Genomic DNA, 19,241 nt, shown 5'->3' on the forward strand with positions numbered 1-19,241 from the left:
AATGAAGATCCTGGTAGCTGTGAAACGAGTGGTCGATTACAACGTGAAAGTTCGCGTGAAAGCCGACAACTCTGGCGTCGACCTCGCCAACGTCAAGATGTCGATGAACCCGTTCTGCGAAATCGCCGTGGAAGAAGCCGTGCGCCTGAAAGAACTCTCTATACAAGAAGGGCGCGTTGCGACTGAAATCGTCGTTGTCTCCGTCGGCCCGTCCACCGCTCAAGAGCAACTGCGCACCGCGCTGGCTCTGGGTGCCGACCGCGCCATCCTCGTCGAGTCCGCCGAAGACCTGACTTCCCTGGCTGTTGCCAAACTGTTGAAAGCTGTTGTCGACAAGGAACAGCCTCAGCTGGTGATCCTTGGCAAACAGGCCATCGACAGCGACAACAACCAGACTGGCCAGATGCTCGCTGCATTGAGTGGCTACGGTCAGGGCACGTTCGCTTCGAAAGTCGAAATCAGCGGCGACAGCGTAGCTGTGACCCGTGAAATCGACGGCGGCGCGCAAACAGTTTCCCTGAAACTGCCGGCGATCGTCACCACCGACCTGCGTTTGAACGAGCCGCGCTATGCGTCTCTGCCAAACATCATGAAAGCCAAGAAGAAGCCTCTCGAAGTAGTGACTGCGGATGCTTTGGGCGTTTCCACCACCTCCACCAACAAGACGTTGAAAGTCGAAGCGCCGGCTGCACGTAGCGCGGGTATCAAGGTCAAGTCGGTGGCTGAACTGGTCGAAAAACTGAAAAACGAAGCGAAGGTGATCTGAATGGCTATCCTGGTTATTGCTGACATTTCAACTGACCAGCAGGACAACAAAGTGCTGGCCCCGGTCACGCTGAATACCGTTGCTGCTGCCGCCAAAATCCATGGCGACATCCACGTTCTGGTGGCCGGCCAGGGTGTTGGTACCGTGGCTGAAGCCGCTGCGAAAGTCGCTGGCGTGGCTAAAGTGCTGGTGGCCGATAACGCAGCCTACGCGCATCAACTGCCGGAAAACATCGCTCCTCTGGTTGTTGCTCTCGCTCAAGAAGCAGGGGCTGCGGGCTACAGCCACATCCTGGCTGCCGCCACGTCCAACGGCAAAAACATCCTGCCGCGCGTTGCCGCTGCCCTGGACGTTGACCAGATCTCCGAGATCATCTCGGTAGAAAGCGCCGACACCTTCAAGCGTCCGATCTACGCCGGTAACGCCATCGCTACCGTTCAATCGAACGCTGCGGTCAAGGTGATCACCGTGCGTGCCACCGGTTTCGACCCGGTTGCAGCTGAAGGTGGCTCCGCTGCCGTTGAAGCTGTTGGCGCTGCCCACGACGCTGGCATCGCAAGCTTCGTTGGCGAAGAACTGGCCAAGTCCGATCGTCCGGAACTGACCGCTGCCAAGATCGCCGTTTCCGGCGGTCGCGGCATGCAGAATGGCGACAACTTCAAACACCTGTACGCCCTGGCCGACAAGCTGGGCGCTGCCGTCGGTGCATCGCGCGCCGCGGTCGACGCAGGTTTTGTACCCAACGACATGCAGGTCGGTCAGACCGGCAAGATCGTTGCTCCACAGCTGTACATCGCCGTCGGTATCTCCGGCGCGATCCAGCACCTGGCCGGCATGAAAGACTCCAAAGTGATCGTTGCGATCAACAAGGACGAAGAAGCGCCGATCTTCCAGGTGGCCGATTACGGACTGGTGGCGGACTTGTTTGAAGCGATTCCAGAAATGGCCGCCCTGGCCTGATTGCCGACTGACAGGAGCGATAAATATGAGCAGTTCCGATTTTTCAGCCTGGATTGGACGTCGTCAGGAAAGCCAGGACCGGATCAGTTTTACTTTGGTCAAACGTATTGCCGCGACGTTGGGCGAGCCTGCACCCCGGTCGGGTGAATCGCTGCCGCCTTTGTGGCACTGGGCGTTTTTTCAGGAACCGGTTACCGCCGACGAACTGGGCCCGGACGGTCATCCGGCGCTCGGGGGATTCCTGCCGCCCGCCCACAACCGCAACCGCATGTGGGCGGGTAGTCGACTTGAGTTTTACCAGCCGTTGAAGGTGGAGGCTGACGTGACCTGTGTGTCAACCATCCTCAACGTCGAAGAGAAGCACGGTCGCACGGGTTCCTTGTTGTTCGTCACGGTGCGCCATGAGTATTTTCAGGATGGCAAACGCGCCCTGCAGGATGAGCAGGACATTGTCTATCGGGAACCCACTCCACCCAAACTGAGCGGCACCGAGGCGATCCCGGAAGGCCAATGGCGGGACCTGGTCGTCCCTTCCCCGACCTTGCTGTTCCGTTACTCCGCCGTCACCTTCAATGGCCACCGGATTCACTACGACTGGCCATACGTCACAGAGACCGAGGGTTACCCGGGATTGGTGGTGCATGGTCCTTTGATCGCCACGCTGAATTTGCGCGCGTTTACCAAAGCGCACCCGAACGCGCGCTTGAAGCGCTTCACCTTCCGTGGCGTCCGTCCCTTGATTTCGCCTCAGCCTTTCGAGGTCGGCGGACGCCTGATTGATAGCGGCAAGGCACAGCTCTGGGCAGGTAATCAGGACGGCACGGCGCAGACCGGCGAAGTCGAGTTCAGTGCGGGAGAAACACCATGAATACCTCCATTGTTCGCTCCGCCCTTTTTGTCCCGGCCACTCGTCCGGAGCGCATACCCAAAGCCATCGCTACCGGTGCGGACCGGGTCATTGTTGATTTGGAAGATGCCGTGCAGGAGAACCTCAAGGAACAGGCGAGGGATAACCTGGAACGCTTCTTGAGTGACAATCCGCAAGCCCGGATTCTGGTGCGGGTCAATGCTCCGGATCACTGGGCCCACGTGGCGGATCTGGAGCTTTGTCGACGACACGCTGGCGTGATCGGTATTTTGCTACCCAAAGCAGAAAGCGCGGAGCACGTTCTCACGGGCGCCAATACTCAAAAACCGATCTGGCCCATCATCGAAAGCGCCAAGGGCCTGGCCGAACTCCAAGCGATTGCCCAGACCCAAGGCGTTGAGCGCTTGTCATTCGGAAGTCTTGATCTGGGCCTGGACCTGAATTTGACCACCGGCAGTCCTGCCGCCGAAGAGATCCTGAGTCACGCTCGATACGCAGTACTGCTCGCGACTCGGGTGGCCGGCCTCGCTCCGGCGCTGGATGGCGTGTTTCCTTCCATACAGGACACCGTCGGCCTGCTCAGCACCGTTCAGTTTGCCCGCGACATGGGGTTTGGTGGCGCGTTATGTATCCATCCGAGCCAAGTGGCGATTATCCATCAAGCGCTAAAACCCGGTCTGGAGGAACTGCTCTGGGCACAACGCATCATGGACGCCGCCAGTTCGGGTGAAGGTGTATTCGTGCTCGACGGGCAAATGGTCGACGCGCCTGTCATTGGCCGTGCGCAGGCCATCCTGGCGCGCGCGACCTGACTCAACGGCAGCGCTCTTGCACCGTACGCGAATTTTGTAACGCACGGACCGTATGGCTGGACCGTCACTATCAACCAGCCAATCGCCAAGCCCGGCGAGACCTGTCGCCAAATAAAAGATGGGCGAGTCCGAAAAAGACTCGCCTGACCCTTATGAGAATTTTTTGATGCGTGCCTTCCCTTAAACTCCACCAGGAACGCGCCTACACTGAGATGCACAGCGATTGAGAGGACATGGAGCTCCACGCATGCGGACTAGCGCCCTTGTGATACTCCTTATCAGCTATGCCGTGCTGATGGTGGTTTTTTTCAAGCTAAATGCTCGAAACAATCTACGCCGCAGAGAGGGTCTTTACGAAGCCTTTGAAACGACTATGCGACAGCATGGGATCAAATCTTTCGAGATCCTCAAGGAAAGTATTTATATCGGTAACAACTTTCGGCCATCAGAACTGTGCCTGGTATTGCTGGACGATTCAGGGCACTACTTTCTTTACTTGCACGCCAGCAACGCGCAACCAACTTTAACGCCGCTGACCGAGGAGCGAGCGTTACAAGCTGCACAAGGTGACATAGGAATTCAGGCATAGATCATCGCAACCGCCACAAGTCACCTCCGAGCACATTCGGAGCAAGGAAATACCTCCCCTTTTCCTCGGCATGCTCACGCCATCACCTGGCGTGAGCATGCGCCGATTACTCAGGTAAAGGCGAAGTCCGCCTCGGTGATGGCTGCCTGTGGGACACCGCTCAAGGTGATGCTTCCCACACCCGGCTGGTCAGTGACGGTTATGACGGCCTCACCGTTCTGCTCTCCAACAGTGAGATTCGCAAAGGCCAATCCGCTGGTACTCAGGTTGATCAGGTCAGTGCCGTCCTCGAATTTTATGACCCTTCGTACGCCCACACTGGGAAGACTCTTTAATACTGTCCGTCCCCTCAAAGCTTTGCTGCCAGCTTCGGTTCGATTTCGGTCGGCCACGACATGCACAAAGCGGCCAGAAGTCGTCATTCTTCAGATCTCACCGCCCCCCGCCCCCAGAACGCAACAGACGCTTTTTTGGCGATTATCCAGCTCAGTGGAAATATTCAACTTCTTCTCCCCATTCAGTAAAACGCATTGGGCAGGTGACCAAACCGACCCAATGCCATACGAGCTGATCCATTTACCGCGAATCGACTAACCCAACGTGTTAAGGCACACCACCTTGGGTTGGGTCATTTCCTCATAGGCAAAACGTACGCCTTCCCGGCCCAGGCTACCGTACTTGGAACCGCCAAACGGCATCGCGTCGAAGCGGTAGTCGGAAGAGTCGTTGATCATCACCCCTCCGGCTTCGATCCTCCGGGCAGCACTCATCGCCGTAGCCAGATCATTGGTGAAGATCCCGGCATGCAGGCTGTATTCGGGCTCATTGGCCAACGCAATGGCTTCATCGAAGGTTTCGAAAAGCTGCAATACCACCACAGGAGCGAAGACTTCATTGCGCCAGAGTCGACTGGAGTGATCGACGTTTTCCAACACGGTGGCGGCATAGCACGATCCTTCACGCCGATGGCCGCAGAGCAACGTGGCGCCCTCCTGCAAGGCCTCGTTCACCACTTGCTCTGCATTCTGCGCAGCATGCGCAGTAATCATGGGGCCGATATCGGTATCGGCCAGTAATGGATCGCCGACCACAAGCGCACGGGCCTGACTGACAAAACGCTCTCGGAACGCTTCATAAATCGACGCCTGAATAAGCAAGCGCTGGGTGCCTACGCAGTTCTGTCCCGCAGCCCAAAAGGCTCCGGACACGCAACTCTCGACAGCCGCCTGAAGGTCGCAATCGCCCATGACGATTACCGGCGCATTGCCGCCCAGGTCCATGGCCAGTTTCTTCAACCCGGCCGTGCGGGCAATCTGCTCTGCGGTGACGAAACCGCCGGTGAAGGAAATCATCCGCACCTCACGGGCGGCGACCAACGCCTTGCCCAGTTCTGCGCCGCCGGTGGCGACTGTAACCACTGATTCAGGCAAGCCTGCTGCGACCAGATAAGACACCAGTTTAATCGCCGACAATGGCGCGAGCTCGGATGGTTTGAGAATCACCGCGTTACCGCCCGCAATGGCCGGACCGAGTTTATGCGCCACCAGGTTCAACGGATCGTTGTACGGCGTGATCGCGACGATCAGGCCCAAGGGCTCGCGAGAAAACCAGCCCTGACGCGATTCGGAGCCTTCATAAGCATCGAAAGGCACCACCTCCCCAGCATTGCGCCTGGCCTCCTCGGCCGATAGCTTGAGGGTGTTGACGCAGCGTTTGACCTCCTTTTCCGCCTGTTTGAGGGTCTTTCCGGCCTCATCGACGATCAGCCTGGCAAACACTCCGGCATCACGTTCAATATTGATTGCGGCTTGCTCAAGAATGCGAGCCCGACGATGACGCGCTAATGCGGCGCATGCTCGTCTACCACTGCGTCCCGTCTCCAATAACTGCGGAACTTGCGACGCACAGACATTCGTTACGCTACCGATGACGGAACCGTCATAGGCGTTAAAGACTTCAATGGGCGGCTCCACGATATCCAGAACCAGGCGCGATAGTTTCACAGGCTTACTCCTGGTTGCGTGCAATGGATTGATGGATGCTGATGATGTCCGAGAGCAGCGCAAACGCTGTTTCCGTGCGCCCGGCTCCCGGTCCCGAAACCGTCACCGCACCGAGCAGTTCGGAGGTAAACGACACCGCGTTCGTTGCACCGCCAACACTGGCCAGCGGATGGTCATTGTTCAACAGCCGCGGTTCGACACTGGCACTGATCGAGCCGTCGGCATGGCGCATCGCCGACCCGATCAGCTTCCAGCGAGCGCCGTCCTGCCGGGCCTTTTCGATGTCGCCAAGGCTGAGGGACGAAATGCCGCTGCACGTGACGTCGCTGACCGTAAGCTTCGCGTCCAACAGTTCATTCGCCAGGATCACCACCTTGAGGCGTACGTCATGACCCTCGACATCCGCCGTCGGGTCGGCTTCGGCGTAACCCAGCGCCTGGGCCTTGGCAACGGCCTCGGCAAACCCCAGGCCGCCTTCCATGCTGGTGAGCACGAAGTTGGACGTGCCATTGAGAATGCCTTCAAAACCGACAATGGAGCTGCCTGCCAGTGCCTGCCGGGCCAGGCGAATAACCGGCGTGCCGCTCATGACCGAGCCTTCGTATTCAAAGGCGACATGCTTGCGTCGAGCCAGTGCCTTGAGCTCGGCGCCGTGCAAGGCGATGGGGCCCTTGTTGGTGGTGACGACATGCTGGCTGCCCTCCAGCGCCCAACGGCAGAACGAAGTGGCCGGTTCACCGTCCACCGGGTTGGTAAACGTGGCTTCAACAATAATGTCCGCGCCGCAATCCTTGATCACCGTTTCATTGAGGGCAGTGACGTCGCCACCCGACAGTTGCGCCAATGCACCTTTGACTGCCGGCAATTGCGCGAGAACATTCGCGTCCAGCCCTTCGCGGCCAATCACCGAACCGAGAAACAAGTCAGTCACGCCGACGATTTTCAGGGTGAAACCCAGTTCTGTATTCCACTGTTCGTTACGTTCGGCAATCAGCTGAGCCAATGCCCGGTTAACACCGCCAAAGCCAACCAGCGCCAATTTGTATTCAGTCATTTTTTTATGCCCTTGATCCGGGTGATGGGTTGTTGGGCTCTAGGTTAGGGGCACGACCAGGGCAGTGAAATAGGCCAATTTGCTCTATTTTGTGGGCGTTTTGACCAGCACCCGGGCAAAACGCCAAGCATAAAAAAAGCCAACACAGGTTGGCTTTTTTCAGAGCGATAAAGGGGTTAGACGACGGACGACAGCACGAATGAGGTCACCGTGTTTTCCACCCCGGGCAACGCGCAGATCTCATTCCAGACCTTATGCACCCGCTCCGGACTGGCAGCGCCGACCCGCAGCATCAGATCGAACTCGCCACTCATCACATCGCACTGAATGACTTCCGGTATTGCCCGCAGGGCCTGCAGCACTTCCGCGCCACGCATGCGGTCGTAGCGGTAGACGAAAATCACCGCATTGATGTTCGAAGAAGCTTGCCGCCCCTCCCCCGTGCGTACCGTATAACCCTGTATCGCCCCGTCGCGCTCAAGCCGTTCAATGCGCTGGCGCACGGCATTGCGCGACAGGTTGACCTTCGCCGCCAGCTCGGCGTGGGCAGCCCGGGCATTGAGCCGCAGTTCCGCGATGATGTGTTCATCGAGAGGGTCCAGAATTCGCTTCACTTGGCCTCCTGTTGCCGCGCCTTCACAGCGCGCCGAGCAGCTGATGGATGGTATCGAGGTCGTCCGGTTGAATCCGGCAAAGCTGCTCCGGCCCTTGCGCCGGGACCGGACGGTGTTGCGCTGGCGTGCTGACCCCCAGCTCGCCGAGCAGCACCGCCGATTTGGCCGGCGAGATTTCCCCCAGGGTAACCATCGGCGCCACCAGGCTTCGACGATACAACCTGGCCGCGAGGACGCCGGTGGCGGTATGCGGGTCGATGACGTAACCGGTGTCACGATACAGCGAGGTAATTTCCTTCAGTGTCTCCTCATCACTGACCGCGTAAGAGTCGATGATCATCCGAGCCTGCAACCAGAACTCGTTGGCGATGGTCATCTCGCCGCTGGATTCGAACGCTGCCATCAGCGCACTCACGGCCTGATCGTCATGCCCGTAGAGTTCCCAGAGAAAACGTTCCAGGTTAGAAAAGATCGACAGGTCCATGGCCGGCGACAAGGTCTTGTTGGCTCGCAACCTGGAGTAGTGGTTCTTCAGAAACAACTGATGCAACGCGTCATTCTGGTTGGTCGCAACGATTATCTGAGTGATCGGCAAGCCCATTTTCTGCGCGATGTAGCCGGCATAGACCTCGGCAAAACTCGCGGCTGGCACGCTGAAACCAATCGGACGCTGACCGCCCCCCAGTTGCAGCACGGCGTGGAAATAAAACACCAGTTGCGCCAACACACTGACCCAGTTGCTGGAGTTGAAACTGATCGCCTCGTGCTGCGTGTACGGCCACTGAAGGAACAGCCGGGTGACGATGGCCTGGCACTCGTCGAAACTGCCATTCACTGCGAACTGATGAACCTTGGGATGCGCCACCGCTTGCAGGTGCTGGAGTTGGTCTTGCGGTACACCTGCCTCCGGGTAAAACACCACCACGTCCGTTTCGTCGCCGTGCTTGAATGCCTCGATGGCGGCAAGTCCGGTGTCGCCATTGGTGGCACCGAGCACCACCGCGCGACGCCCGCGTTTGCGCAGAAAATATTGCACCAGCCGTGCCTGCAACTGGGCGGCAAAATCCTTCGAGGAACGGGTCGGTCCATGGAACAGCTCCAACACCCATTCGTTGCGATCTACCTGATGCAAAGGTGCCAGGGACCGATGGCTGAATTGGCTGCCAGCCTCCTTGAGCATGCATTTGAGGTCTGTCTCGGAGATCGTCTCGCCAACAAACGGACTGATCACCCGATAGGCCAGTTCGTCATAGGGCAAGGTCGACCAGTTGGCAATGTCCTGTGGTTTGAACAGCGGCAGTTCGAGCGGCACGAACAACCCACCGTCCTCGGCAATTCCAGACAACACGACCCTTTCGAAATTGACCTTAACAGCCGAATTTCGGGTACTTACATAGTGCATGGTTGGCTCCGGCCATTCATTTGAAACGATGTGCCTGCTCGACCAGCCAGGTGGAAAACATGACCGCGTCGGGGTGCTGGTCGGCCCCGGAACCGCGTACGAGGTAAAAAGACTCACTGGCCTCGATGCGCTGGTCGAAGGGCTCGACCAGTCGACCGTCCTGAAGCATCTCTTCAACCATCGAGGACCGGGCCAGGGCAACCCCCTGTCCCAACTCGGCCATACGCAAGGTGGAAATCAGTGTGTCAAACTGCATGCCGGTCGACGAATCGACGGTGTCTGCACCGACCATGTTCAACCAGTAACCCCAACCCTCTTCGTAACCCAGGACATGCAACAACGGATGGTGCGCCACGTCCGCCGGCACCGTCAGCGGCGAACTCGCCATCAGGGCTGGCGAGCAGACCGGAAACAAGGTGTCCCAAGTCAGGCGCTGCGACACCAGGCCGGGCCATTGACCATGGCCCCAGCGAATTTCCATGTCGTCCTCACCATCCAGTTCTTTGACCCAGATGTTGCTGATGTAGCGGATGTCGACCTGTGGATGGGCCTGGCGAAAATCCACCAGTTTGGGCGCCAGCCAGTGCACGAAAAACGCCAGGCTGCCGCGCACCTTGATCGGCCGGCGTTTGTGCTGGCCAAAAATCTCGTTGGTCCCCACCGCCAGTCGAGTGATTGCATCCTGCACGACCGGCAGATAGGCCTGACCTTCCTCGGTCAGCCCCAGGCCACGGGGCAAACGCTTGAACAGCGCCACACCCAGATGACTTTCCAATTGGCGGATTTGCTGACTGACTGCACCCTGAGTCAAAAACAGTTCTTCGGCAGCGTGGGTGAAGTTCAGGCAACGGGCGGACACCTCGAATGCCCGCAACCAGTTCAATGGGGGTAACGTCTTTTGCTTCATGGTCTGAACCTCAATGACGCCCCCTCCACCGAGCGCGCTTGCCCACCCCGTCGACAGTGCCTAGAACGCATCGGACGGTTGTGCCAAGGGGGTAACCGACAAGCGTCGCTCGCGGCTTTTGCGCGTAATGTAATACACGAAATAGCACCAGGCGATGAATGGCAAACCGAAGTACAGAGCTACCCGCTGTTCAGGGTCGAAAGCAATCCCGACACACGCCAGGCTGCAGCAGACCAACGCCCCCAACGGCACCCATGGATAACCCCGGACGCGGAACTTAAGGTCGTGGACATCGCCTCCATTGGCCACATAGTGACGGCGGAAAGCAATCTGGCTCGCGGCGATGCTCATCCACACCACCACCACTGCCAATCCGGAGATCGACACCAGCGCCAGATAGATGGTGTCGGCGGCAAACACGCTGCTGAGCAAAGAGGCGGCGCCACCGGCCATGCTGACAATAATGGCGTTGAGTGGTGTGCCCATGCGGGTCAGGGCCGAGAACTGTTTGGGCAGGTGACCCTGGTCACTCAGGGTCCAGAGCATCCGTGAAGCAGCGTATAAACCGGAGTTGGCGGCCGACAACAAGGCACTGATGATCACGAAGTTCATGATGTCAGCCGAATAGGGAATCCCGATGTAAGTGAACACCGTGACAAATGGACTCTCTACCAGGCCGGCCTGCTCACGGGGTAACAGCGTCGCCAGGACGAAAATGGTACCTACGAAGAAGATCGCCAGGCGCAGCACGGTCGTGCGAATGGCACGTGGCACATTGCGCTGGGGGTCCTTGGTTTCACCCGCGGCGATGCCGATCAGTTCAGTACCGGAGAACGCAAAGGAGACCGCCAGTAACGTCATGGCAATCGGCATGAAACCGGTAGGGAAAAGCCCCTCGCGAGTGAAGTTGCTCAGCCCGATACTGTGAGCCTGATCGATATGCAGCAGACCGATAATCGCGCCACCACCGATTAGCAGAAAAACCACCACGGTCACCACTTTGACCAGAGACAACCAGAATTCGGTCTCAGCGAACAAGCGTACCGAAATCACGTTGGTCAGAAACACCAAGCCTGCGAACAGCGCGCTCCAAATCCATACCGGTGTATCCGGAAACCAGCGCGCCATCAAAATCCCGGCGGCGGTAAATTCAGAGCCGATTGCCACAGTCCAGGTCAGCCAATACAACCACGCCACGGTGTAGCCGGTGCCGGGTCCGAGAAAACGCGTGGCGTAGGTGCTGAACGAACCCGTTTCCGGCATCTGCACCGCCAATTCGCCCAAGCACATCATGACCATGTAAACCATGAGTGCGCCAATGATGTAGGCGATGACTGCACCCAACGGACCGGCCTGGTTAACAGTGTACCCGGACGTGAGAAACAGCCCGGTACCAATGACGCCACCCAATGCCAACATGACAATGTGGCGCGTCTGCATTTCCTGTTTAAAACCGGCACGCGTAGTGAGTTGTTCTTCTTTTATGGACATGGTTGTTCTCATGAAAGTTGTCAGGGCGCGCATTAACGTCTGCGATCAGTTACTGGGCAGAGTAAAAACAGGTCGCCACTAAGTTTTATTATTATTCCACTTCATGAACGCCTCACTAACAGCCTTGTCGTGAGGTACTAACGTTAAAACTTCAGCTTGCTGCCTCGATGCACGTTTTGTTGTTTGAGTGCTGTGTGTTTGCCTGTGCCAGCTCATCGCGCGAACACCTGACAAACGCGAACGCCTGCTTCAAATCGTCGAGCAGATCGTCAGTGTCTTCAATGCCGACCGAGACCCGCACCAGTCCTTCGGAGATACCCAGAGCCAGTCGTTCCTCCAGCGTGTTCTCGACATGGCTGGTGGTCCGGGCCGGGCCGTAAATGGTTTCCACTGCACCGAGATTGCCCGCGCAGTGGGCGAATCGCAGACGTGGCAAGAGCACCTTGACCGTGTCCATCCCACCGACCAGAACAAAACTGACGATGGCGCCGAAGCCGGACATTTGCGCGCACGCCACAGCGTGGTTCGGATGACCGGGCAAGCCGGGATAATTGACCGACTCAACCAACGGTTCGGTGCAGAGGAACTCCGCCAGGGCACGGGCACTGCGTTGCTGTTGACGCATGCGCAGCACCAGCGTTTTCATGCCCCGGATGATCATGTAGGCCGAGAACGGGTCGAGCGTCGCACCGTTGATTTCCCGGTAATGACGAACCTTGGCCATCAAGGATTCGCTGCCGCACACCAGGCCGCCAAGTACATCGCCATGACCGCTGAGGAACTTGGTCGCGCTGTGGATGACCACGTCCACCCCTAACGCCAGGGGGTTCTGATTCAGCGGCGTGGCAAAGGTGTTGTCCGCCACCACCACGGCACCGACGCGCTTGGCTGCAGCTACCAGACGCTGGATATCGAGTATTTTCAGGGTCGGGTTGGTCGGCGTTTCCAGGTACACCAACTGGCAGCCTTTGGCGATTTCACGCTCGATCTCCTCGTGATCGAACGTCTCGCACAATGTCACCTCCACACCCGTGCGCGGCAGGAATTCTTCGAAAATCTTGTTGGTGCCACCGTAGCTGTCCTTGGTCGACACCACACGATCGCCATTGGCCAGGAAGGTGAAAAGCACACTGCTGATCGCCGCCATGCCGCTGCTGAAGGCCACGGCGGACTCGGCCATTTCCAGCTCGCGAATCTTTGCTTCGAGGGTCTCGACTGTCGGGTTGCTCATGCGGCTGTAGATAAAGCCCGGCGTCTTGCCCAACGCAACGTCGTACCAGACGTCGATGTCGTCGTAACCGTAAGCGGCGCTGACCACGATCGGTGTTTGAGTGGCGTTGTAGGGATGCCTGACTTGCTCCCCGCCCCAGACCGCTCGGGTCCCGGTTCCGGCGTTATCAAGCCCTGCGTTGTCAGGTTTATTGTTCATTAAGACTACTCGCACTGAGGGTGGTGAGTGTTGAGTCATTCACCAGATCTGGCGGCCAATATATTGAAAAGCGGTGCGCCCGAGAAACGATGTTATCGGTGCCAAAGGGCTGCTTTTTTTAATGGCTGTGTAGTCCTGAAATAGGTTTACACCTTCTGATCTGTTTTTCAGGAAGGCATGATTGTTCAGCGGCTGTCGCCCAATGTTGCCTGGGTCATCGTCGGGGCTCCGGACTACCTCAATCGTTTTACCCCCTGCTCGATTTGGGTATCGCTATACGGCTACTGGTCTTGACCTCGCGTAACGACAAACTGGACTGGATGGATGCAATACCCACCTGACGCCTGAGTACCTGTTCGATAAAGTCGCTGTAGCTATCTAGATCCTCTGCCAGCACTTGCAGTACGTAATCGGCATCCCCGGTGATCTTGTGACAGGACAACACTTCGGGCAATTGCGCAATCACCGCCTCGAAGGCGTCCGGAGCGTGATCGGCGTGGGTGGAAAAACGGATGTGCACGAACGCCATGATATCCAGCCCCAGCATTCGTCGATCAAGGTTGGCCTGGTAGCCCTTTATCACGCCCGCCTCCTCCATTCTCTTACGCCGCCGCCAGCAAGGCGTAAGGCTTAACGACAGCCGCTCACTGAGCTCGGCGTTGGAAATACTCGCGTCCTCCTGCAGCAACGCGAGAATCGCCAGGTCGGTGTCGTCGAGACTGATGCGCCTGGATGATTTTTTCTGCATTACGCCATTCCTGAGTAATAAATCCCGAACAATCTAGTAAAACACGAAAACAAAGCAAAGAAAGCGCCTCCCGACCGGAACAGAATATTTGCACTGGTTCACATCAACGGATGCGCACAATGTTTACAGTTTTCAGTGATTCCCACCGTTTGCACCACGGCTCCGAATTGAAAGACGGCGTGCTCAAGCCCTCCTTCGAACAGCCCAGTCGGGCCGATACCGTCCATCATCGGGTCAAACAGGTAGGGCTTGGCCAGGTCATCGAACCGCGAGCATTTGACCGGTCGTGCTATGTCAACGCGCACAGCGAGCGCTACGTAACCTTTCTGGAAACTGCCTGGTCTGAATGGTGCGCAACCGGACGCACCCACGATGCCTTGCCGCTGGTATGGCCCGTGCGCGATCTGGCCAACGAGCAAGTACCGACTTTCATCGACGGCAAACTGGGTTTCTACGCCATGGACGCCGGCTCCCCCATTACCGCCACCACATGGCAAGCGGTAAAAACCAGCGCCGATATCGCGCTGACCGGACTGGCGCTGATCGATGAAGGCCACGACAGTGCCTTTGCCCTGTGTCGCCCACCTGGCCATCACGCAGCACGTGAATACATGGGCGGCTACTGCTATCTGAACAACGCCGCCATTGCCGCACAACAGGCCATTACTCAAGGCGCCAAACGGGTCGCCGTACTGGACGTCGACTTTCATCATGGCAACGGCACGCAGAACATTTTCTACGGGCGCAGCGACGTCATGTTTGTCTCGCTGCATGGCGAACCGGCAGTGTCCTATCCGTACTACTCAGGCTACAGCCACGAAGTCGGCGCCGGCCACGGCGAAGGTTACAACCTGAACTACCCGTTGCCGAAGAACACCACCTGGGAAAGCTACCGCAACGCCCTGCTCCACGCCTGCAGGAAACTGCAGCAATTCGCCCCTGAAGTACTGGTTATTTCACTCGGCGTCGATACGTTCAAGGACGACCCCATCAGCCACTTCCTGCTGGAAAGCGAAGACTTCATCGGCATCGGCGAGCTGATCGCGGGCGTGGGCTGCCCCACCCTGTTCGTGATGGAAGGCGGCTACATGGTCGATGAGATCGGGATCAATGCGGTCAACGTACTGCATGGTTTCGAGAGCAAACGTGCCTGAGTCATGCCCTGAATCGCAGCGTTTCAACTACTGAATCGGAGAATAAAAAAATGACTCATTTTATCGATGTCGATCATGCCGCACACCTGTTCGCCAAGGTGGGAATCTGTCGGGCCATCCGCGAAATGGCGGCTTACATTGAGGCTGACTATTCACGCTGGGCGCAGTTTGATAAATCGCCCCGCACTGCCAATCATTCAGCAGACGGTGTGATCGAGTTGATGCCCACCGACGACGGCCAGCAGTACTCGTTCAAATACGTGAATGGTCACCCGGACAACGGTCAAAGAGGCATGCTGACGGTCATGGCCTTCGGAGTCCTGGCCGATGTCCACAGCGGCTATCCAACATTGCTCAGCGAACTGACGCTGACAACTGCCGTACGCACTGCCGCGACCTCTGCCCTGGTTGCGCAGTCCCTGGCGCGCCCGGGTGCAAGCATCATGGCAATCATCGGAAATGGCGCCCAGAGCGAATTTCAGGCCCTCGCCTTCCACGAAATGCTGTCCATCAAGCAAATACGCATTTTCGATATCGATCGCGACGCTTCACTCAAATTGAAGCACAACCTGGCCGCATTCCCGGATATTGAGGTGATTCTGGCCAACTCGGTACAGGAAGCGGTCAAGGGCGCGCACATCGTCACCACAGTCACCGCAGACAAAGCCTATGCAACGATTCTGACGCCCGAGATGATCGAGCCCGGCATGCATATCAATGCCGTCGGCGGCGACTGCCCGGGGAAAACCGAACTGCACGCCGAGATCCTGCGCAATGCCCGGGTCATCGTTGAGTTTGAACCTCAAACCCGGATTGAAGGCGATATTCAACAACTGGAGCCCGACTTTCCTGTCGTCGAGTTCTTCCGGATTGTCCTGGGCGAAGTCCCGGGGCGCGAGAACGACGCACAGGTCACCGTGTTCGATTCGGTGGGTTTTGCCCTCGAAGACTTTTCGTCACTGCGCTACGTGCACGACCTGGCGCGAGAGCATGCCATCGGTGAGCGCATCCATCTGGTGCCGACGCCTTCCAACATAAAAAATCTCTACCAACTGCTTGATCAGCAGCCAGCAATCGTCCCCTCGCGCCTGCGCACGGCCAGTTGATAGCCACAAGTGGTGCCCCTGAACAAAGTGCCAAGGGGCCACTCACCCTGCAGTGAACGCGAACCCTGCCGCCCGCAAACCACCACCGTCAGTAGCCGTTGCATCCCTAACAAGAACGCTAGACAGCCACCTTTCTGCCAAAACTCAAAAACATAAAATCAAGAGGTTTTGTAATGAAATCGACTCCGTCCGAGCGGGTTGAACAGCCCGCGCTGCAGCGCACGCTCAGCAATCGTCACATTCAATTAATGGCCATGGGAGGTGCCATCGGTACAGGCCTGTTCATGGGTTCCGGGAAGATCATTGCCCTCTCCGGCACGTCGATCATCCTCATTTATATGATCATCGGTCTGTTCGTCTACTTCGTCATGCGTGCCATGGGCGAACTGTTGCTGTCCAACTTGAACTTCAAAACCTTCGCGGATTTTGCCGGTGCCTACCTCGGCCCGCGGGCGGCATTCTTCCTCGGCTGGTCGTACTGGCTGAGCTGGAGCGTCGCGGTGGTGGGCGACGCCGTGGTGGTCGGCGGATTCTTTCAGTACTGGTTCCCCGATGTACCCGCCTGGATCCCGGCCATCGGTATGTTGATGACGCTGTTCGCCCTAAACGTGCTGACCGTCAGACTTTTCGGTGAAGTGGAGTTCTGGTTCGCGATCATCAAGATCATTGCCGTCGTCACCCTGATTGGCGTCAGCATGGTGATGATTGCCAGCTCCTTTGTATCACCTAGTGGCGTTACAGCATCCCTGAACCACCTGCTGGATAAACAGGCGGCCTTCCCCAACGGCCTGTTTGGTTTCTTTGCCGGATTCCAGATGGCAATCTTCTCCTTTGCCGGCACTGAGCTGATCGGTACTGCAGCCGCCGAAACTCGCTCCCCCGAGAAGACCCTGCCAAAAGCCATCAACTCGATTCCGCTGAGAATCATCCTGTTTTATGTGCTGGCACTGGCCTGCATTATTGCAGTGACTTCCTGGCAGCAGGTTTCGCCCAACAAGAGCCCTTTCGTCGAACTGTTTCTGGTTGCAGGGTTTCCCGCAGCAGCAGGTATCGTCAACTTTGTGGTGCTGACGTCTGCCGCCTCATCGGCCAACAGTGGCGTATTTTCATCCAGCCGCATGCTGTTTGGACTGGCCAGTCACGACAATGCGCCTGGGATTTTTCGGCGTTTGTCGGGCAATAGCGTACCTCTGCTAAGCCTGGCGTTTACCACACTGTTGATGCTGGTGGGTGTACTGCTGCTGTTCATCGTTCCGGAAGTCATGACAGCGTTCACCATCGTTTCTACCGTGTCGGCGATCCTGGTGATTTTCACTTGGTCGACCATCCTCGCGTCGTACATTGCCTATCGCAAAAGCCGACCCGACCTGCATGCGCAATCGACCTACAAGATGCCTGGCGGCGTGCCGATGGCCTGGTTCTCCTTGGCGTTCCTGGGGTTTGTTCTCTGCCTGTTGGCATTAAGACCTGACACTCGTATTGCCTTACTGGTCATGCCAGGGTGGTTCATTTGGTTGGCAATTGCTTATCAGCTGACCCATTCCAGGAAGCTAAAATCCGCTGCTGGTTCGGCAAATCAGTACAGCTGATGTTCACCTGCCACCTCAAGGTGCCGATGCAGTGAACCGCGCTTGAGCAACGTGGCGTTTGTGGGGCACCTGCAGGTTGAAGAGCGGCAAGCGAAGGCCGTCAGATTTTACTGACGGCCAACTCTGCGAATGAACGATTCGCTCAGTGCAGCGCGCTGCGTTGCGCCCAACTGCCGATCACCCCATCCCCAATCCGGTGCGCCCGGATCGACCTCGTATCTAGCGCCACATCACCTACAACTGTCGATCACGTGTTGGACGGCGATTGCGGCGTATCAGGATTGAGTTGCTGACGTCTGAATTGCCCAGGTGGCTGGCCGTGGATCTGGCGGAAGCGTCGCGAAAAATATGCCTCGTCAGCGAAACCGCACAACCTCGCCACCTCCCCCACCGGTCGTGTGCCATTGAGCAAATAATTGCGTGCAGCGTGCATTCGGCGTTCGAGCACCAGTTCGGTGAAGGTCTTGCCGATTTCCCTGCGCAGCCAATGCGTCAGGTACGTCGGGGACAGGTAGGTCGCCGCCGCAACTTTAATCAAGTTGAGGTCGGGGTCGGCGATGTTCTTGCGCAAGTATTCCGACATCCTGCTCAGCGCATCGCGTCGGCTGACTTCGGCGGCATTCTCTTCGGCCAATCGTTTGAGCGGCTCGGCATACAAGGCACAAACGCTCCCCACCAGTTGCAGCAACAACCCCTTGAGCATCTCGCGAGTGCCAAACTGACGCTTCTCATCCAGGACTCGCATCTGTTCGATCAAGGCACAGACTTTGTTGAAATCCTCATCGGCCAGAATGAAATCCAGATGCTCTTGAAAGCGGAACGGCGACAACTCCGGCGCCAGCAGAATCGAGACTTCCTCCAGATCCATCGGATCGCACTGCAAATGCGGCAGCAGGAAGGTCTGGGAAAAATTGATCACCATGAAGTTGCTGTCGGCCGGATGCGGAATCACGTGCACGCGATGCGGCAGGATGAAGGCCAGCGTGTTGCGCGGAAACGGACGTTCGACGTTGCCGATGTGCTGCATGGTATCGCCACCGAGGTTGACCTGGATCTGGAAATACTCGTGGCGATGCGGGCTGGTTTCGGCGCGCCGTCCCTTTTTGTCGCGGATGTAAAAGTCCGTCAATTCGCTGCGCTGCTGCATGACGTAAGTGGGTACTCGACTGGGTGACGACATCGCCTGAGGATCCTCGACAGGTACATGGACAGGTTGTCGTCGCGCCGCGATGCAGGCGGCGACCGCGCTGATTGTGAAGGCAGACCCTGCTGACCTCAACATGTCATAGGATGACAACGAAATTCAGAGAATTAATTGTATCCGTGTGTGATTTGTCGTCCGTCCAAAAAACTACGAGCACATAAAAATAATTAATCCTTTAAAAACATAATCTTATTAAACGCATGAAGCATGACTAAGGAAATGAGCTGATTTGATTTTTCTTGGACATCTGCATTAATCGCCTTTTTCAGAAGAAAAAACGATCTAACGCCCCCGTTGATTTTGAGATGTTGTACGACCACTGTGACAGCCAATGCAGCCCGACCCGTCCAAAAACAATCAAAAGGTGCGCACGTGATGAACCTGATTTTCCCCCTCGCCAACCCTCCCCAGATCGAGCCAGTCCGAAGGCGTATCTGAGCGCCTGACAGCGGCTGTCCGCGCCTCTCATTCAAGTAGCGATTGCTCTGCCCCGACACTGGCGGCATCGGCTTCGGCTGCGCGCGAACATCTCGATTCTTCTAACA

18 protein-coding genes are annotated in these 19,241 nt (G+C 57.3%); 8 read left to right on the forward strand and 10 right to left on the reverse strand.

Annotation, left to right across the window (positions count from 1 at the left end; translation table 11 throughout):
* Position 1: 1 nt before the first annotated feature.
* The 5 genes from KGB20_RS14400 (at position 2) to KGB20_RS14420 (ending at position 3,995) form a co-directional block, all read left to right on the forward strand.
* Positions 2–766 (forward strand): electron transfer flavoprotein subunit beta/FixA family protein, encoded by a 765-nt coding sequence (locus KGB20_RS14400; protein WP_154910287.1) that lies wholly within the window; start codon positions 2–4, stop codon positions 764–766.
* Positions 767–1,726 carry an electron transfer flavoprotein subunit alpha/FixB family protein gene (locus tag KGB20_RS14405; protein ID WP_154910286.1) on the forward strand — a complete coding sequence of 320 codons (960 nt, stop codon included), beginning with the start codon at positions 767–769 and terminating at the stop codon, positions 1,724–1,726. It abuts the gene before it with no gap.
* Between the two features lie 25 nt (positions 1,727–1,751).
* Positions 1,752–2,594, forward strand: coding sequence for a MaoC family dehydratase N-terminal domain-containing protein (locus tag KGB20_RS14410; RefSeq protein WP_154910285.1), 843 nt, complete (start codon positions 1,752–1,754; stop codon positions 2,592–2,594).
* Entirely contained in the window at positions 2,591–3,406 is an 816-nt protein-coding gene (locus tag KGB20_RS14415; protein WP_154910284.1) for an HpcH/HpaI aldolase/citrate lyase family protein, read from the forward strand. The genes KGB20_RS14410 and KGB20_RS14415 overlap by 4 nt, the downstream gene beginning before the upstream one ends.
* A gap of 247 nt (positions 3,407–3,653) precedes the next feature.
* Positions 3,654–3,995: a hypothetical protein gene (locus KGB20_RS14420; protein ID WP_154910283.1), complete on the forward strand. Its 342-nt coding sequence runs from the start codon at positions 3,654–3,656 to the stop codon at positions 3,993–3,995.
* A gap of 110 nt (positions 3,996–4,105) precedes the next feature.
* Here KGB20_RS14420 and KGB20_RS14425 read toward each other — a convergent pair whose 3' ends face one another.
* From KGB20_RS14425 to KGB20_RS14465, 9 genes are all read right to left on the reverse strand, one after another.
* On the reverse strand, positions 4,106–4,417 hold the full coding sequence (locus KGB20_RS14425) for a hypothetical protein (protein WP_223532631.1): 312 nt from the start codon (positions 4,415–4,417) through the stop codon (positions 4,106–4,108).
* A gap of 168 nt (positions 4,418–4,585) precedes the next feature.
* A complete protein-coding gene (locus KGB20_RS14430; RefSeq protein ID WP_150812752.1) occupies positions 4,586–5,998 on the reverse strand; it encodes an aldehyde dehydrogenase family protein in 1,413 nt (470 codons plus the stop codon).
* Positions 5,999–6,002: 4 nt separating this feature from the next.
* A complete protein-coding gene (locus tag KGB20_RS14435; RefSeq protein WP_154910282.1) occupies positions 6,003–7,052 on the reverse strand; it encodes a homoserine dehydrogenase in 1,050 nt (349 codons plus the stop codon).
* Between the two features lie 176 nt (positions 7,053–7,228).
* Complete coding sequence (locus tag KGB20_RS14440) at positions 7,229–7,666, reverse strand: Lrp/AsnC family transcriptional regulator (RefSeq protein ID WP_150812750.1); 438 nt, start codon at positions 7,664–7,666, stop codon at positions 7,229–7,231.
* Between the two features lie 22 nt (positions 7,667–7,688).
* The gene (thrC, locus tag KGB20_RS14445) at positions 7,689–9,068 is read right to left on the reverse strand and encodes a threonine synthase (RefSeq protein WP_154910281.1); all 1,380 of its coding nucleotides are present in this window, start codon (positions 9,066–9,068) and stop codon (positions 7,689–7,691) included.
* A 16-nt stretch (positions 9,069–9,084) separates the two neighbouring features.
* Complete coding sequence (locus tag KGB20_RS14450; RefSeq protein WP_150812748.1) at positions 9,085–9,975, reverse strand: LysR substrate-binding domain-containing protein; 891 nt, start codon at positions 9,973–9,975, stop codon at positions 9,085–9,087.
* A gap of 60 nt (positions 9,976–10,035) precedes the next feature.
* Positions 10,036–11,466: an amino acid permease gene (locus KGB20_RS14455; RefSeq protein WP_150812747.1), complete on the reverse strand. Its 1,431-nt coding sequence runs from the start codon at positions 11,464–11,466 to the stop codon at positions 10,036–10,038.
* Between the two features lie 151 nt (positions 11,467–11,617).
* A complete protein-coding gene (locus KGB20_RS14460; protein WP_150812746.1) occupies positions 11,618–12,895 on the reverse strand; it encodes a cystathionine gamma-synthase family protein in 1,278 nt (425 codons plus the stop codon).
* Positions 12,896–13,142: 247 nt separating this feature from the next.
* Positions 13,143–13,643, reverse strand: coding sequence for an Lrp/AsnC family transcriptional regulator (locus tag KGB20_RS14465; RefSeq protein WP_154910280.1), 501 nt, complete (start codon positions 13,641–13,643; stop codon positions 13,143–13,145).
* A gap of 119 nt (positions 13,644–13,762) precedes the next feature.
* On the opposite strand from KGB20_RS14465, the gene KGB20_RS14470 reads away from it, so the two are divergent.
* The 3 genes from KGB20_RS14470 to KGB20_RS14480 all read left to right on the forward strand — a co-directional run bounded on the left by KGB20_RS14470 (position 13,763) and on the right by KGB20_RS14480 (position 17,492).
* Positions 13,763–14,797: a histone deacetylase family protein gene (locus tag KGB20_RS14470; protein WP_150812744.1), complete on the forward strand. Its 1,035-nt coding sequence runs from the start codon at positions 13,763–13,765 to the stop codon at positions 14,795–14,797.
* A gap of 50 nt (positions 14,798–14,847) precedes the next feature.
* Positions 14,848–15,903 (forward strand): ornithine cyclodeaminase, encoded by a 1,056-nt coding sequence (locus KGB20_RS14475; RefSeq protein ID WP_150812743.1) that lies wholly within the window; start codon positions 14,848–14,850, stop codon positions 15,901–15,903.
* A 173-nt stretch (positions 15,904–16,076) separates the two neighbouring features.
* Positions 16,077–17,492, forward strand: coding sequence for an amino acid permease (locus KGB20_RS14480; RefSeq protein ID WP_154860564.1), 1,416 nt, complete (start codon positions 16,077–16,079; stop codon positions 17,490–17,492).
* Between the two features lie 247 nt (positions 17,493–17,739).
* On the opposite strand, the gene KGB20_RS14485 is transcribed toward KGB20_RS14480, so the two are convergent.
* Positions 17,740–18,672: a helix-turn-helix transcriptional regulator gene (locus tag KGB20_RS14485; RefSeq protein ID WP_150812741.1), complete on the reverse strand. Its 933-nt coding sequence runs from the start codon at positions 18,670–18,672 to the stop codon at positions 17,740–17,742.
* Between the last annotated feature and the right edge of the window lie 569 nt (positions 18,673–19,241).

It is taken from the genome of Pseudomonas sp. BF-R-30 (genome assembly GCF_019956175.1).
In the GTDB taxonomy this organism is placed as follows: Bacteria; Pseudomonadota; Gammaproteobacteria; order Pseudomonadales; family Pseudomonadaceae; genus Aquipseudomonas; species Aquipseudomonas jessenii.

Coding starts and splice junctions, on each gene's coding strand:
- KGB20_RS14450 (WP_150812748.1), bottom strand. CDS start 9,975: ATGAAGCAAAAGACGTTACCCCCATTGAACTGGTTGCGGGCATTCGAG.
- KGB20_RS14410 (WP_154910285.1), top strand. CDS start 1,752: ATGAGCAGTTCCGATTTTTCAGCCTGGATTGGACGTCGTCAGGAAAGC.
- KGB20_RS14435 (WP_154910282.1), bottom strand. CDS start 7,052: ATGACTGAATACAAATTGGCGCTGGTTGGCTTTGGCGGTGTTAACCGG.
- KGB20_RS14405 (WP_154910286.1), top strand. CDS start 767: ATGGCTATCCTGGTTATTGCTGACATTTCAACTGACCAGCAGGACAAC.
- KGB20_RS14465 (WP_154910280.1), bottom strand. CDS start 13,643: ATGCAGAAAAAATCATCCAGGCGCATCAGTCTCGACGACACCGACCTG.
- thrC (WP_154910281.1), bottom strand. CDS start 9,068: ATGCACTATGTAAGTACCCGAAATTCGGCTGTTAAGGTCAATTTCGAA.
- KGB20_RS14480 (WP_154860564.1), top strand. CDS start 16,077: ATGAAATCGACTCCGTCCGAGCGGGTTGAACAGCCCGCGCTGCAGCGC.
- KGB20_RS14475 (WP_150812743.1), top strand. CDS start 14,848: ATGACTCATTTTATCGATGTCGATCATGCCGCACACCTGTTCGCCAAG.
- KGB20_RS14425 (WP_223532631.1), bottom strand. CDS start 4,417: ATGACGACTTCTGGCCGCTTTGTGCATGTCGTGGCCGACCGAAATCGA.
- KGB20_RS14420 (WP_154910283.1), top strand. CDS start 3,654: ATGCGGACTAGCGCCCTTGTGATACTCCTTATCAGCTATGCCGTGCTG.
- KGB20_RS14485 (WP_150812741.1), bottom strand. CDS start 18,672: ATGTCGTCACCCAGTCGAGTACCCACTTACGTCATGCAGCAGCGCAGC.
- KGB20_RS14460 (WP_150812746.1), bottom strand. CDS start 12,895: ATGAACAATAAACCTGACAACGCAGGGCTTGATAACGCCGGAACCGGG.
- KGB20_RS14400 (WP_154910287.1), top strand. CDS start 2: ATGAAGATCCTGGTAGCTGTGAAACGAGTGGTCGATTACAACGTGAAA.
- KGB20_RS14470 (WP_150812744.1), top strand. CDS start 13,763: ATGTTTACAGTTTTCAGTGATTCCCACCGTTTGCACCACGGCTCCGAA.
- KGB20_RS14415 (WP_154910284.1), top strand. CDS start 2,591: ATGAATACCTCCATTGTTCGCTCCGCCCTTTTTGTCCCGGCCACTCGT.
- KGB20_RS14455 (WP_150812747.1), bottom strand. CDS start 11,466: ATGTCCATAAAAGAAGAACAACTCACTACGCGTGCCGGTTTTAAACAG.